At 67.3% G+C, this 15,039-nt stretch carries 14 protein-coding genes; 8 read left to right on the forward strand and 6 right to left on the reverse strand.

Annotated elements, in window-relative coordinates; translation table 11 throughout:
- Positions 1 to 303: 303 nt before the first annotated feature.
- The 7 genes from OIC96_RS24060 to OIC96_RS24090 all read left to right on the forward strand — a co-directional run bounded on the left by OIC96_RS24060 (position 304) and on the right by OIC96_RS24090 (position 9,691).
- Entirely contained in the window at positions 304 to 1,155 is an 852-nt protein-coding gene (locus OIC96_RS24060; RefSeq protein WP_330305837.1) for a DUF3662 and FHA domain-containing protein, read from the forward strand.
- 10 nt (positions 1,156 to 1,165) lie between these two features.
- Complete coding sequence (locus tag OIC96_RS24065; protein ID WP_330305836.1) at positions 1,166 to 1,687, forward strand: FHA domain-containing protein FhaB/FipA; 522 nt, start codon at positions 1,166 to 1,168, stop codon at positions 1,685 to 1,687.
- A 98-nt stretch (positions 1,688 to 1,785) separates the two neighbouring features.
- Positions 1,786 to 3,354 carry a Stp1/IreP family PP2C-type Ser/Thr phosphatase gene (locus OIC96_RS24070; protein ID WP_330310195.1) on the forward strand — a complete coding sequence of 523 codons (1,569 nt, stop codon included), beginning with the start codon at positions 1,786 to 1,788 and terminating at the stop codon, positions 3,352 to 3,354.
- Positions 3,355 to 3,380: 26 nt separating this feature from the next.
- Positions 3,381 to 4,823 carry an FtsW/RodA/SpoVE family cell cycle protein gene (locus OIC96_RS24075; RefSeq protein ID WP_330305835.1) on the forward strand — a complete coding sequence of 481 codons (1,443 nt, stop codon included), beginning with the start codon at positions 3,381 to 3,383 and terminating at the stop codon, positions 4,821 to 4,823.
- Complete coding sequence (locus OIC96_RS24080) at positions 4,820 to 6,298, forward strand: peptidoglycan D,D-transpeptidase FtsI family protein (protein ID WP_330305834.1); 1,479 nt, start codon at positions 4,820 to 4,822, stop codon at positions 6,296 to 6,298. Before OIC96_RS24075 ends, OIC96_RS24080 begins: the two co-directional genes overlap by 4 nt.
- Positions 6,299 to 6,468: 170 nt before the next feature.
- Positions 6,469 to 8,439, forward strand: a complete 1,971-nt coding sequence (gene pknB, locus OIC96_RS24085; protein ID WP_330305833.1) for a Stk1 family PASTA domain-containing Ser/Thr kinase — start codon at positions 6,469 to 6,471, stop codon at positions 8,437 to 8,439.
- Positions 8,440 to 8,641: 202 nt separating this feature from the next.
- Entirely contained in the window at positions 8,642 to 9,691 is a 1,050-nt protein-coding gene (locus tag OIC96_RS24090) for a restriction endonuclease (RefSeq protein ID WP_330305832.1), read from the forward strand.
- A gap of 105 nt (positions 9,692 to 9,796) precedes the next feature.
- Here the strand turns inward: OIC96_RS24090 and OIC96_RS24095 are convergent, their stop codons facing one another.
- The 6 genes from OIC96_RS24095 to OIC96_RS24120 form a co-directional block, all read right to left on the reverse strand.
- Positions 9,797 to 10,561: a class E sortase gene (locus OIC96_RS24095; protein ID WP_406501802.1), complete on the reverse strand. Its 765-nt coding sequence runs from the start codon at positions 10,559 to 10,561 to the stop codon at positions 9,797 to 9,799.
- Between the two features lie 46 nt (positions 10,562 to 10,607).
- Positions 10,608 to 11,948, reverse strand: a complete 1,341-nt coding sequence (locus OIC96_RS24100) for a class E sortase (RefSeq protein ID WP_330305831.1) — start codon at positions 11,946 to 11,948, stop codon at positions 10,608 to 10,610.
- Positions 11,945 to 12,583: an aminodeoxychorismate/anthranilate synthase component II gene (locus tag OIC96_RS24105; RefSeq protein WP_327430118.1), complete on the reverse strand. Its 639-nt coding sequence runs from the start codon at positions 12,581 to 12,583 to the stop codon at positions 11,945 to 11,947. The genes OIC96_RS24100 and OIC96_RS24105 overlap by 4 nt, the downstream gene beginning before the upstream one ends.
- Positions 12,580 to 12,768, reverse strand: coding sequence for a hypothetical protein (locus OIC96_RS24110; protein ID WP_327435107.1), 189 nt, complete (start codon positions 12,766 to 12,768; stop codon positions 12,580 to 12,582). The genes OIC96_RS24105 and OIC96_RS24110 overlap by 4 nt, the downstream gene beginning before the upstream one ends.
- A gap of 46 nt (positions 12,769 to 12,814) precedes the next feature.
- Positions 12,815 to 13,513: a class E sortase gene (locus OIC96_RS24115; protein ID WP_330305830.1), complete on the reverse strand. Its 699-nt coding sequence runs from the start codon at positions 13,511 to 13,513 to the stop codon at positions 12,815 to 12,817.
- 61 nt (positions 13,514 to 13,574) lie between these two features.
- Positions 13,575 to 14,354: a DUF881 domain-containing protein gene (locus OIC96_RS24120; RefSeq protein ID WP_330305829.1), complete on the reverse strand. Its 780-nt coding sequence runs from the start codon at positions 14,352 to 14,354 to the stop codon at positions 13,575 to 13,577.
- A 142-nt stretch (positions 14,355 to 14,496) separates the two neighbouring features.
- On the opposite strand from OIC96_RS24120, the gene crgA reads away from it, so the two are divergent.
- Positions 14,497 to 14,751: a cell division protein CrgA gene (gene crgA / locus OIC96_RS24125; RefSeq protein ID WP_099502056.1), complete on the forward strand. Its 255-nt coding sequence runs from the start codon at positions 14,497 to 14,499 to the stop codon at positions 14,749 to 14,751.
- Positions 14,752 to 15,039: the final 288 nt, after the last annotated feature.

Raw genomic sequence — 15,039 nt, forward strand, 5'->3', positions numbered from 1 at the left:
CCAGCGCATCTCCCCAGAAGCCGGACGGGCCGCACAGTCAGGTGCGGGACACTGGTCGTGGAGCGCCTCTACGATCCATGGCAGGAGTAGTGCCGGGACGAGTTCGAAGAGGTGTCCCGGAGGGAACCTCGGGAGGGGACTTCGGAAGCCGTCGACAACCGTCGACCGGGCCGACAGGGGGAACCAGCCGATTTCCCGACGCGTGGATACGATCAGTAAGCAGTACGAGCAAGGCCAGCGGGATCAGGAAGACGAAGACGACAGCAAGCTGTACCAGGACGGCTACGAAGGAGGAGGTGCCCCATGGGAGTCCTGAAGAAGTTCGAGCAGCGTCTCGAAGGTCTGGTCAACGGCACCTTCGCCAAGGTGTTCAAGTCCGAGGTCCAGCCGGTGGAGATCGCGGGAGCACTCCAGCGCGAGTGCGACAACAACGCGACCATCTGGAACCGCGAGCGGACCGTCGTCCCCAATGACTTCATCGTGGAGCTGAGCGCGCCGGACTTCGAGCGCCTCAGCCCCTACTCCGGCCAGCTCGGCGACGAACTCGCCGGCATGGTGCGCGACTACGCCAAGCAGCAGCGCTACACCTTCATGGGCCCCATCAAGGTCCACCTGGAGAAGGCCGACGACCTCGACACCGGTCTGTACCGGGTACGCAGCCGTACGCTCGCCTCCTCCAGCAGCCAGCAGGCTCCCGAGCGCGCCCCCGCGGGCCCCGGCCCGGCAGCCCCGCGCGGCCAGGGCCAGGGTGGCTACGGCTACCCGCCCGCGGCCGCTCCCCCCATGCCGTCCGCGCCGCCACCCGGCGGCCGCCCCGGACCCGCGCCCATGGGCCAGCGGCCCGCCGCGGCAGCGGGCGCACAGCCCGGCACCCGCATGCGGCACTGGATCGAGATCAACGGCACCCGCCATCAGATCTCACGCCCGACGCTGGTGCTGGGCCGCAGCACCGAAGCCGACGTGCGGATCGACGACCCCGGCGTATCCCGCCGGCACTGTGAGATCCGGACCGGAACGCCCTCGACGATCCAGGATCTCGGATCCACCAACGGCATCGTGGTGGACGGGCAGCACACCACCCGCGCTACGCTCCGCGACGGCTCGCGGATCGTCGTGGGCAGCACCACCATCATTTACCGGCAAGCCGAAGGGTGAAGCGGGGGCAATGTCAGAGCTGACCCTCACGGTCATGCGGCTGGGTTTCCTGGCCGTACTGTGGCTGTTCGTGATCGTGGCCGTGCAGGTCATCCGCAGCGACCTGTTCGGAACGCGCGTCACACAGCGCGGCTCGCGCCGGGACGCCTCCAGGCAGCAGCCGGCAGCGCGCCAGTCCGCGCCGCCGCAGCAGCGCCAGCAGACCGCACCGAGCGGCGGCGGCCGGCAACGCCGCGGCGCCCCCACCAAACTGGTCGTCTCCGAAGGCACCCTCACGGGTACGACGGTGGCGCTCCAGGGGCAGACCATCACACTCGGCCGCGCCCACGACAGCACCATCGTGCTGGACGACGACTACGCGTCCAGCCGCCATGCCAGGATCTACCCGGACCGGGACGGCCAGTGGATCGTCGAAGACCTCGGCTCCACCAACGGCACGTATCTCGACCGGAGCCGGCTGACGACTCCCACGCCCATTCCGCTGGGCGCGCCGATCCGCATCGGCAAGACCGTCATCGAGCTGCGGAAGTAGTGCTACGTCATGAATGAGCGCGAGCGGAGCGAGCACGCAGCGGCGGTCCACACGACGGACCCCGGCGCGCTCCCGACCGGAGGGTGGGCACCGTGCGGATGTACCCGGAGCCGACGGGCGAGGTGCGCATGAGTCTGTCACTGCGCTTCGCCGCCGGATCGCACAAAGGCATGATCCGCGAGGGCAACGAGGACTCCGGCTACGCCGGTCCCCGCCTGCTCGCGATCGCCGACGGGATGGGCGGCCAGGCCGCCGGTGAGGTCGCCAGCTCCGAGGTGATCTCCACGATCGTCGCGCTCGACGACGACGTGCCCGGCTCCGACATCCTCACCTCGCTCGGCACCGCCGTGCAGCGCGCCAACGACCAGCTCAGGATGATGGTCGAGGAGGATCCCCAGCTCGAAGGCATGGGGACCACCCTCACCGCTCTCCTCTGGACCGGCCAGCGCCTCGGCCTCGTCCACGTCGGCGACTCCCGCGCCTACCTGCTGCGTGACGGCGTACTGACGCAGATCACCCAGGACCACACCTGGGTGCAGCGCCTCGTCGACGAGGGACGCATCACCGAAGAGGAAGCCACCACCCACCCGCAGAGGTCCCTCCTCATGCGCGCGCTGGGCAGCGGCGACCACGTCGAGCCCGACCTCTCCATCCGCGAAGTCCGCGCCGGCGACCGGTACTTGATCTGCTCCGACGGCCTCAGCGGCGTCGTCTCCCACCAGACGATGGAAGACACCCTCGCCAGCTACCAGGGCCCTCAGGAGACCGTGCAGGAGCTCATCCAGCTCGCGCTGCGCGGCGGCGGCCCCGACAACATCACGGTCATCGTGGCCGACGTCCTCGACATCGACGGCGGAGACACCCTCGCCGGGCAGCTCTCCGACACCCCGGTCGTCGTGGGCGCGGTCGCCGAGAACCAGCTCCAGATGCACGACAACGGCGCCATGCAGACGCCCGCGGGCCGCGCCTCCCACCTCGGCCGCCCGGTGCCCGGACAGGGCGGCGGCGAGTTCGGCCCGCCCGGCAGCGGCGACACCACCGGCTACGTACCCACCGGCGGCTTCGGCGACTACTCCGACGAGGACTTCGTCAAGCCGCGCGCCGGACGCAAGTGGCTGAAGAGAAGCCTCTACATCACCCTCGCGCTCGCCGTCATCGGCGGCGGCCTGTACGGCGGCTACCGCTGGACCCAGACGCAGTACTACGTCGGCACCAAGGGCGAACACGTCGCGCTGTACCAGGGCATCAGCCAGGACCTGGCCTGGGTCTCGCTCTCGAAGGTGGAGAAGGACCACCCCGAGATCGAACTCAAGTACCTGCCGCCCTACCAGCAGAAGCAGGTCAAGGCGACCATCGCCGAAGGCGGCCTCAGCGACGCCACCTCCAAGATCGACGAGCTCGCCGTGCAGGCCTCCGCGTGCAAGAAGGACGCCCAGCGCCGCGCCGCCGAGAGCGAGAACAACTCCAAGACCGGCGAGGGCGAGGCCGGCGGAACCACGGGAACCACAAAGACCTCCCTGACGTCCAAGGCCACGTCCAGCCCGAGCCCGACCCCGACGAGCTCGGCACCGTCGTCCTCCAAGTCCACGACCGCACCCACTCCCACACCCGGCCCCAGCCTCTCCACCGAAGAGCAGAAGCTGGTCTCGCTGTGCGGTAAGCAGTAAGCAGCCGTGAGGGGCCCTGTCACACGATGAGCAGTAGTACGAACACGCCGACGCACCACACGTCCACGATCGGTTCGATCGGCGCACCGAGCCGACGCAACACCGAGCTGGCACTGCTGGTGTTCGCCGTCGTCATCCCGGTCTTCGCCTACGCCAACGTGGGCCTGGCCATCGACGACAAGGTGCCCACCGGCCTGCTGAGCTACGGCCTGGGCCTCGGCCTGCTGGCCGGCGTCGCCCACCTCGTCGTACGGAAGTTCGCCCCGTACGCGGACCCGCTGCTGCTGCCGCTGGCCACGCTCCTCAACGGGCTCGGCCTGGTGGTCATCTGGCGGCTCGACCAGTCCAAACTGCTCCAGTCGATCGGCCAGGCCGGCAGCGCCGCGCCGCGCCAGCTGATGTACACCGCACTGGCCATCGCCCTGTTCGCCGTCGTGCTGATCTTCCTCAAGGACCACCGCGTCCTGCAGCGCTACACCTACATCTCCATGGTCGGCGCCCTGGTCCTGCTGCTGCTCCCGCTGGTCCCGGGCCTCGGCGCGAGCATCACCTACGGCGCCAAGATCTGGATCTCGGTCGCGGGATTCTCCATCCAGCCCGGCGAGTTCGCGAAGATCGTGCTGGCGGTCTTCTTCGCCGGCTACCTGATGGTGAAGCGCGACGCGCTCGCCCTCGCCAGCCGCCGCTTCATGGGCCTGTACCTGCCACGCGGCCGCGACCTCGGCCCGATCATCGTCGTCTGGATGATCTCGATCCTCATCCTGGTGTTCGAGACCGACCTCGGCACGTCGCTGCTGTTCTTCGGAATGTTCATCATCATGCTGTACGTCGCCACGGAGCGGACCAGCTGGATCGTCTTCGGTCTGCTGATGTCCGCGGCCGGCGCCGTCGGCGTGGCCAGCTTCGAACCGCACGTCAAAACGCGTGTGCAGGCCTGGCTCGACCCCATGCGCGAGTACACGCTGAGCCAGTCCGGCGCCCCCGGCGTCCACTCCGAACAGTCCATGCAGGCCCTGTGGGCCTTCGGCTCCGGCGGCACCCTCGGCACCGGCCTCGGCCAGGGCCACTCCGAACTCATCCGGTTCGCCGCCAACTCCGACTTCATCCTCGCCACCTTCGGCGAGGAACTGGGCCTGGCCGGCGTCATGGCGATCCTGCTGATCTACGGCCTGATCGTGGAGCGCGGCATCCGCACCGCCCTCGCCGCCCGCGACCCGTTCGGCAAGCTCCTCGCCGTCGGCCTGTCCGGCGCCTTCGGACTCCAGGTCTTCGTGGTCGCCGGCGGCGTCATGGGCCTGATCCCGCTGACCGGTATGACCATGCCGTTCCTCGCCTCCGGCGGTTCCTCCGTCATCGCCAACTGGGCCCTGATCGCCATCCTGATCCGCATCAGCGACACCGCGCGCCGCCCGGCCCCGGCTCCCGCCCCCAATCCCGACGCCGAGATGACCCAGGTGGTCCGCCCGTGAACAAGCCCCTGCGCCGGATCGCCGTCTTCTGCGGGCTCCTCGTCCTCGCCCTGCTCATCCGCGACAACTGGCTCCAGTACGTCAAGGCCGACGAACTGCGCACCGACACGGCCAACCGCCGCGTGAACATCGAGCGATACGCCACCCCGCGCGGCGACATCATCGTCGACGGCAACCCGATCACCGGGTCCGTCAAGTCCAAGACAGGCGACTACGAGTACAAGCGCACCTACAAGGACGGCGCGATGTGGGCGCCCGTCACCGGGTACGCCTCGCAGGCCTTCGGCGCCAACCAGCTCGAGAAGATCGACGACGGCATCCTCACCGGCAACGACGACCGACTCTTCTTCCGCAACACCCTCGACATGATCACCGGCAAGAAGAAGCAGGGCGGCAACGTCGTCACCACTCTCAACGCCGCCGCCCAGAAGGCCGCCTTCGAGGGTCTGGGCAACAAGAAGGGCGCCGTCGCCGCGATCGACCCGTCCACCGGCGCGATCCTGGCGCTGGCCTCCACCCCGTCGTACGACCCGTCGACGTTCGCCGGCAACTCCACGACCACCGACGCCAAGGCGTGGAACAAGCTCCAGAAGAAGAACAACGCCGACGACCCGATGCTCAACCGGGCGCTGCGCGAGACCTACCCGCCGGGCTCCACCTTCAAGGTCGTCACCGCGGCCGCCGCCCTGGAGAACGGGCTGGTCCCCGACGCGGACACCAACACGACCTCGCCCGACCCGTGGACCATGCCGGGCACCACCACCGTGCTGCCCAACGAGGGCAACCTCCCCTGCAAGAACGCCACCCTGCGCACCGCGCTCCGGGTCTCCTGCAACAGCGTCTTCGGCAAGGTCGGCTCGGACCTCGGCAACGCCAAGATGCTGGAGGAGGCCAAGAAGTTCGGCTTCACCTCCGAGCAGTTCACCCCGGTCCGCTCCAGCGCGTCGGTCTTCTCCGACAACATGAACAAGTCGCAGACCGCGCTGTCCTCGATCGGCCAGTACAACACCGCCGCGACCCCGCTCCAGATGGCCATGGTGGCCTCCGCCGTCGCCAACGACGGCACGCTGATGAAGCCCTACATGGTCGACAAGCTCCAGGCCCCGAGCCTGGACGTCATCTCGCAGACCGAGCCCCAGAAGCTGAGCCAGCCGCTCTCCGAGAAGAACGCCCAGATCCTCCAGTCGATGATGGAGACGGTCGTCAAGAGCGGCACCGGCAAGAACGCCCAGATCAACGAAAGCGGCGTCACCGTCGGCGGCAAGACCGGCACCGCCCAGCACGGCGTCGACAACAGCGAGAAGCCGTACGCCTGGTTCATCTCGTACGCCAAGCTCAGCGACAACAGCTCGCCGGTCGCCGTGGCCGTCGTCGTCGAGGACGGCAGCGCCAACCGTGACGACATCTCCGGTGGCGGCCTCGCCGCCCCCATCGCAAGGGACGTGATGAAGGCAGTCATCGACAGCAAGAAGTGACCCCGCTCACGTCCCCTTCACATCGGTGCACGTTGCGATACCGGTCCTGTCACGGGTGACGGTCTTGGCCAGGTCACAGAAGGCGAGCCGGGTACGGTATGCCCGGACGGCACACCGCCGGACCACACAAAGGTGCGGTCGGGACCGACGGAGAGGGCTGGTAGGTAGCTATGGAAGAGCCGCGTCGCCTCGGCGGCCGGTACGAGCTGGGCCACGTGCTCGGCCGTGGTGGCATGGCGGAGGTCTACCTCGCGCATGACACCCGGCTCGGCCGTCAGGTGGCGGTGAAGACGCTGCGGGCCGACCTCGCACGCGACCCGTCGTTCCAGGCCCGCTTCCGCCGGGAGGCCCAGTCGGCCGCCTCGCTCAACCATCCCGCGATCGTCGCCGTGTACGACACGGGTGAGGACTACATCGACGGGACCTCCATCCCGTACATCGTGATGGAGTACGTCGACGGGTCCACACTGCGCGAGCTGCTGCACTCCGGGCGCAAACTGCTGCCCGAGCGCACCCTGGAGATGACCATCGGGATCCTCCAGGCCCTGGAGTACTCCCACCGCGCCGGCATCGTCCACCGCGACATCAAGCCGGCCAACGTCATGCTCACGCGCAACGGCCAGGTCAAGGTCATGGACTTCGGCATCGCCCGCGCGATGGGCGACGTCGGCATGACCATGACGCAGACGGCCGCCGTCATCGGCACGGCCCAGTACCTCTCGCCGGAGCAGGCGAAGGGCGAGCAGGTGGACGCGCGAAGCGACCTCTACTCGACCGGCTGCCTCCTGTACGAGCTCCTGACGGTCCGCCCGCCGTTCATCGGGGACTCCCCGGTCGCGGTGGCGTACCAGCACGTACGTGAGGAACCGCAGCCCCCGTCCGTCTTCGACCCCGAGATCACGCCCGAGATGGACGCGATCGTCCTGAAGGCCCTGGTCAAGGACCCGGACTACCGCTACCAGTCCGCCGACGAGATGCGCGCCGACATCGAGGCCTGCCTCGACGGCCAGCCCGTCGCGGCCACCGCGGCCATGGGCTCCGTCGGCTACGGCGGCTACCCCGACGACCAGCCGACGACCGCCCTGCGCTCCACGGACGCCCAGGCCACGTCCATGCTCCCCCCGATGAGCCCGGACGACGGCGGCTACGGCTACGACGACCGCCCCGACCGCCGCCGCCAGAAGAAGTCGAACACCTCGACGATCCTCCTGGTCGTGGCAGGCGTCCTCGTCCTCATCGGCGCGATCCTGATCGGCAAGTGGGCGTTCAGCGGCAAGAACGCGGGCAACGACACGTTCAAGGCCCCCAACTTCGTGAGCCAAACGTACGCCGAAGCCAAGAAGATGGCGGAGAACCGCGATCTGACACTCGTGCGCAAGAACCAGGCCTGCGAGGAGGAGCCCAAGGGCAACGTCTGCTCGCAGGATCCGACGGCGGGCACGACGGTGAAGAAGGGCGACACGATCAATCTGGTGGTGTCGACCGGGGCGCCGAAGGTGGTCGTTCCCAACGTCACCGGCAAGACCCTGGACGAAGCCACGTCGATCCTCGGGGCCGACAAGTACCAGTTCCATATCAAGACGAAGTACGAGGAATCCACGGAGACCGAGAACCTCGTCCTGAAGCAGAACCCGGAGCTCGGCGCGGAGGTGCAGAAGGGATCGACGATCACCCTCACCGTCGCCAAGAAGAAGCAGCAGGTCACGGTCCCCGACGTCAGCGGCAAGACCTGTGACGAGGCCACGGCACAGATGACGGCCAGCAACCTCGTCGCCTCGTGCACCGAGGTGGAGACCGACGACGCCAACCTGGTCGGCAAGGTCATCCAGACCTCCCCGTCGGCCAACGCTCAGGCCGACCCCGGCTCCACGGTCACCATCCAGATCGGCAAGGCCAAGACGCAGGTCGCCGTGCCGACTGTGGCGGGCGGCAGCCTCAAGGACGCCAAGAAGGCCATCGAGGCCGCGGGCCTGACCGTCGGCAACATCAGCGGCTCCCAGGACGACAACGCCATCGTCATCAGCACGGACCCGCAGGCCGGCACTCCGGTCAACCCGGGCACCGCGATCAACCTGACCGCAGCGGGCGGCAACGGCAACAACAACGGCGGCACCAACATCTTCGGCGGCACCACCGGCTGAAGCCCCGCCTGAACACGACTGTGCCCCGCCCGGAACTCTCCGGGCGGGGCACAGCTCGTTCAGCGCGCCGCCCTGACTAATACGACCTTCTGTACGAGATTCGACCGTATCTTCCTACTTCCCGACTCGTTGAAGGCATGGGGTGGGGAAGCACAGCTCTGCCCCGGCCACACGGCCACGACACGAACAAAAGGGGCAGTACGTGATCGACGAAGCGGCTCTGTTGGAATCGAAAGCGCTGCGGGGAAGCGTGCTGGAACGCACGGAAGTACTCGACAAGGTCAAGGCACTGTCGCTGCTGCCGGACGGCATGCACGTGACTACGGCTATGGTCGCGGCGTACTTCGGCGTCACCGTCGAGGCCGTCCGACAGCTCGTAAAGCGCCACCGTGAAGAACTGGAGGTCAACGGACTGGTCGTACTGCGTGGCGCTGACCTGCGGAATTTCGAGAGTGACAACATGTCACTCTCGCTGGGGAGTTATCCACAGGCCCGCCGGAGTCTCACCGTCTACTCCCGACGAGCCGTGCTCAACATCGCCATGCTCCTCCGCGACAGCGACGTCGCCCGCCAGGTCCGCACCTACCTCCTCGACATGGAGTACCTGGCGCGCACTCGCCCAGTCGACACCCAGGCCTCCGGCACGAGCCGCACACTCGACGACCGCATCGACCAGCGCATCACCCACATCCTCGGCAAGACCGTCGTCCCCATGTTCAACGCCCTGATCGAAACCTCGGGCGAACACCGTCAGGAACTCATCGCCCTCCGCGAGGATGTCCAACGGGTCGAGCAGCGGCTGTGCAACCACGACACCCGCATCACCGATCTCGAACGCACCCGTGGTCCACGCCAGTACACCGGAATCATGGCCTCCATCGACGCCATGAACTGGCGGGAGTTCGAGCACCACATCGCCGTTCTGCTGCGCCGCGACGGCTGCACGGAGGTCATCGTGCACGGCGGTCCGGGTGACCGGGGAGTGGATGTCACGGCGTGCACCGCCGACGGTCGCACGGTCGTCGCGCAGTGCAAGAGCTTCGCGCCATACCGCCCCGTGTGGAGCGGCGAACTGCAGAAGTTCCTCGGCGCCTCACACGTCCAGCACGCGGCCGACGTGGCACTCTTCGTCGCAACGACATCCTTCACGCCCGACGCGCGTGCCATCGCGGAGAGCTACGGCGTCACCCTCGTGGACCGCGCCCACCTGGAGAAGTGGAGCGCGGGAGTTCCACTGTCCGTCCTCCAGTAGGCGTCCCCGGACACAACTGAAAGAGCCCGAAGCCGCAAGAGCAAGTTGCGGCTTCGGGCCTTCTGCATCGTAGGTGACTGAGTTGCTTGCAGTAACTCAGTCACCTCAGCCCAGTTCCTTCGGCGGAGTCCGGTCGCTGTCCACCTTGTCCACGCGCTCCAGCTCCCCCCACACCACATATCGGTACCGGGACGTGTACACCGGCGTGCAGGTCGTCAGGGTGATGTAGTGGCCCGGCTTCTTCTTGCCGGACTGCTTGGGGACCTGCTGGAGGACCTTGACGTTGTACTTCGAGGTCTCCGGGAGGATGTCGTAGACCTTGTAGACGTACCACTTGTCCTTGGTCTCGAAGACGATCGGGTCGCCCTTTTTCAGCTTGTCGATGTTGTGGAACTTGGCGCCGTGGCCGTCGCGGTGGGCGGCGAGGGTGAAGTTGCCGTCCTTGCCGGTGGCCGGGAGCGCGGCCTTGACCGGGTCGGTGTAGTAGCCGGCGACGCCGTCGTTGAGGACCTTCGTCGAGGTGCCCTTCTTGACGAGGACCTCGCCGTTCTTCATCGCCGGGACATGCAGGAAGCCGATGCCGTCCTTCGTGTCCAGAGCACCCGGACCACGCTTGTCCTGCGCCCAGTTGTCGCGGACCTTGTCGCCCTGCTTGTCCGCCACGCGGTCCGCGAGGACGTTCGTCCACCACAGGGAGTAGACGACGAACAGGCCGAGCACCAGACCCGCGGTGATGAGCAGCTCACCGAAGACGCTGACCGCCATCGCGATGCGGCCGGAACCGCGACGTCGACGTGCGGGCACCTCAGCGCCGGTGTCGGCTGCGGATCCGGATTCGGCGCGCTCGTCGTGGTCGGTCCTCGCTGCCACTGTGCATCTGCCCCGTCTGATCTGTCTCAGGTTGTCTCACGTGCTCTCAGCTGACGAGCGCGTCCGGCTTGCCCTTGCTGCGCGGCCGGTCCTCGACCATCTTGCCCCAGACGATCATCCGGTACTTGCTGGTGAATTCCGGCGTGCAGGTGGTCAGTGTGATGTAGCGGCCCGGCTTGGTGAAAGTCGAACCCTTGGGTATCGGGTCGAGCACACTCGTATTGCTCGGCTGCGTCACCGGCAGGATCGACGTCATCTCGTAGACGTAGTAGTCGTCCTGCGTCTCGACCACGATCTTGTCGCCCGGCTTCAGCCGGTTGATGTACCGGAACGGCTCCCCGTGCGTGTTGCGGTGCCCCGCGAGCCCGAAGTTGCCCGTCTTGGCATCCGGCATCGCCGTCTTGGTGGCGCCCTCGCCGTAATGGCCGACCATCCCGCGGTCGAGCACCTTCGTCTTGCTCGTGCCCTCGGCGATCGGCGTGACCACGTCCAGCTTCGGGATGTGCAGGATGGCGAAGCCCTGCCCCGGCGCGAAGGTCCCGGGGCTCCGCTTGCCGCTCGCCCAGTCCTGCTGAAGGTGGTGCGCGGCACTGCCCGCCTGCTGATGCGCCCGCACATTCGACCACCACAACTGGTAGGTCACGAACAGCAGCATCAGTACGCCGGTGGTGATGAACACCTCGCCGATCACCCGGCTCGCGATGACACCCGCACTGGGCTTGCGCGCCCGCGCCGCCCGCCGGGCCTCCATCCGGCTCAGAGGCGCCTCAGCGCCCTCAGCGGCCTTCTCCGCCGACTCCTGGGACCCGTGGGACTCCTGGGGCTCCTGAGCGCCCCCGCGCCGCCCCTGACGCCTTGCCGCCTTCCGGCGCGCCGCACGGCCGCCAGGCGCCGCTGTGGGCCCGTTCTCAGCTATTCGTGGCGCGTCCGGGATCCGCAGCGCCACGGTCTCGTCGTCCAACGGCAAGGGCACGACGAACGGTTCCTCGTAGGGAGCGGCGACCGGCTCCTGGTACGGAACGGCCACCGGCTCCTCGTGCGGCGGGGCGTACGTCTCCTCGTACGACGGCGGAGACGGCCGCAGAGGTTGCTGCACCTGCTGCGGTTGCTGGACCTGCTGCCGTTGCTGCTGCGCGGGCTCCTGCCCCGCGTACCAGTCGGTCGCGTACCCCTCCGGGTCGTACCACTCCTCCGGCTGCCCCGCCGGCCGCTGCCCCGGCACCGGCAAAGGGTCCGTCAGCGGATCCGCGAGCCCCCCGACCGCCGCCTCAAAAGCACCCGCACCCTCGAACGCACCCGCACCCGCACCCTCGAACGCGTCAGCGCCCCCGTACGCGGCCTCGCCGCCATAGGGGGAGCTGTCGCGCTCGGGGCGCAGCGCGGTCACGCCGTGGCCCTGCCCACCACCGGGGCGAGCCCCGCCGACCTCGCCACGGCCACCTTGTCGCCGCACTCCAGCAGCCAGTTCGCCAGCATCCGGTGACCGTGCTCGGTCAGCACCGACTCCGGATGGAACTGCACGCCCTCGACCGGGAGTTCACGATGCCGCAGCCCCATGATGATCCCGTCGTGCGTACGGGCCGTGACCTCCAGCTCGGCCGGGACGGTCTCCGGCTCGGCCGCCAGCGAGTGGTAGCGCGTCGCGGTGAAGGGAGACGGCAGGCCCGCGAAGACCCCCTTGCCCCCGTGCTCGACCAGCGAGGTCTTGCCGTGCAGCAACTCGGGCGCGCGATCCACGACACCGCCGTACGCCACCTGCATCGACTGCATACCGAGGCAGACACCGAAGACGGGCACACCGGTCGCGGCACAGTGCCGGACCATGTCGATACAGACCCCGGCCTGCTCCGGAGCGCCCGGGCCCGGCGACAGAAGCACCCCGTCGAAGCCGTCCTGGGCATGCGCGGTCGACACCTCGTCGTTGCGCAGCACCTCGCACTCGGCGCCCAGCTGATACAGGTACTGGACCAGGTTGAAGACGAAGCTGTCGTAGTTGTCGACGACGAGAATCCGCGTGCTCACTGGTTGTCCACCGTCACATCGTTGAAGGGAAGCAGCGGTTCGGCCCACGGGAAGACGTACTGGAAGAGCACGTAGACCACCGCGAGGACCAGTACGAGTGAGATCAGCGCCCTCACCCATACATTCCCCGGCAGATGCCGCCAGATCCAGCCGTACATGCCGTCCCTTCCGTCGCACCACGGCATCGGAGCCACGTCCCACACCACCGGACTCATGCCGTACTGCACCAGACTAACGGCGCAGAGCCTCCGGTTTCCCTGCCTCCACAGGCTGCGTGGAATCAAGGTGAGCCCAGACGATCAGCCGGTGGCTGTGTCCCCATTCCGGGTCGCACGTGGTCAGCGTGAGATAGCGCCCCGGACGCGTGTACCCGGACTTACGTGGCACAGGGTTGATCACCTCAATGTCCGAGGGCAGCGTTTTGTAAGGGCCTTTGTCGATCCGATACGTGAACCAGGTCGTCCCGTCGGTCAGCACCACCGCGTCGCCACGCCGCAGCTCGGGAAAATCCTTGAACGGATCGCCATACGTGCGCCGGTGGCCCGCGACCGAGAAGTTCCCCGTCTGCCCGAGCTGAGCCGTCCCCCTGTAGTGGCCGAGCCCCTTCTTGAGGACACTCGTGGCGGTGCCTTCGAGCACGGGCTTGTTCCACGTGAAACCAAGCCGCGGGATGTACATCACCGCGAACGGCTTGCCGTACTTGTACGGCGCGGGCACCTTCGGACTCGCGGTGGCCGGGGCACCCGAGGGCGCCTGCGTCTTCTGGGCCGACGCACCCTTCGACCACTGCTTCTGGAGCACATCGATCTGGTGATCCATCGCACTGTCGGCCTTCACACCGGTCCAGAACAGCACATAGACCACGAAGAGCACGATCAGAGCACCGACCGTGATGCACAGCTCACTGATCGTCCTGACGACCACTCGCACCGACACAAGGTCCCCCCGGCGGCAGCTGCTCCACAGGCTTCGCGTACTACGCCCGCCGCCCCTACTCCACCGGCTTCGCGTAGTGGAGATCCACTGTGCCCGAGTAGCCGGGAAGAGTCACCGTCCCGTCCTCCTCGACTTTCCAGCCGAGCCCGTAGACGTTGACGTACACCATGTAGTTCTGGATCGCCGGAGAGGCCGCGAGCGCCTTCTGGAGCTTCTGCGGGTCACCGACGGCCGTGATCTTGTACGGGGGCGAGTAGACGCGCCCCTGGAGGATCAGGGTGTTGCCGACGCAGCGCACCGCGCTCGTGGAGATCAGCCGCTGATCCATCACCTTGATGCCCTTGGCACCGCCCTGCCACAGGGCGTTCACCACCGCTTGCAGATCCTGCTGGTGGATGACCAGGTAGTCGGGCTGCGGCTCGGGATAGCCGGGCAGCTTGGCCGTCGCGTTCGGCGGGGCGTCGTTGAGCGTGACCGTGACGGCCTCGCCCTTGAGTTTCTGGGTGCCCGCGTTCTTCTCCAGCGCGGCGAGTTTGGCGTCCTCCGCCTTGCTGCTGCCGTCCTCACGACCGGCGAGCGCATCCACGTCGTCACGCAGGGTGCCATTGGAATCATCCAGCGACGCGTTCTTGTGGCTGCGCTCCTGGATCAGGTCGGAGAGCTTCAGCAAGGACGTATCCGTACGGATATTGGTGCCCTTGGCCGTATTGAAGCTGGTGAAGAAAATGAGGCCGGCGAGAGCGAAGACGGCCGCGGTGAGTACCCGTACGGGCCGGAAACGGCGTTTACCGGCAGGACTGGATCCCGTCCCGGGGGAGTCGGCAGAATTGCTCAACGTACCCTTATCTCCTTCGGCGCCGCGGAAGCACTACGCTAACGGACGCCCGGGGGAGCACTCAGTGTCCCCTTGTACGCTGCCCCGGAGCCCGCCCCAGTTCCCTGCGCGGCCACGCAGCGCATCGACAGGAGAGACCCTCGTGCCGAAGTCACGTATCCGCAAGAAGGCCGACTACACGCCGCCCCCGGCGAAGCAGGCGACCAACATCAAGCTGACCAGCCGCGGCTGGGTCGCACCGGTCATGCTGGCCATGTTCCTGATCGGCCTCGCCTGGATCGTCATCTTCTACGTGACGGACGGATCCCTGCCGATCGACGCCCTCGACAACTGGAACATCGTGGTCGGCTTCGGCTTCATCGCGGCGGGATTCGGCGTCTCCACGCAGTGGAAGTAGCACCTCGGATCAGCTCTGACGTAGCTCTGCCCAGGGCTATCCACTGAGTTATCCACAGCACTTGTCCACAGAGGTGGAAAAGAAAGACGATCTGTGGATAACTCATCCGAGGTTGACGCCGATATGACTGACCTACCGGCACCCGGAAGCTTGTTCGCCCCCTGCCTGACCTGGGAAAACCAGGATCAGTGACAGGGGGCACAGCAGTTCCCACACAGCGTGCACAAGATCCGCCACAATCTGTGGACAACATCGGTTCACAGGTGAGCCGAGCTCCCTCTCAGGTGA

Origin of the sequence: Streptomyces sp. NBC_00775 (genome assembly GCF_036347135.1) — a bacterium.
GTDB lineage: Bacteria > Actinomycetota > Actinomycetes > Streptomycetales > Streptomycetaceae > Streptomyces > Streptomyces lutosisoli.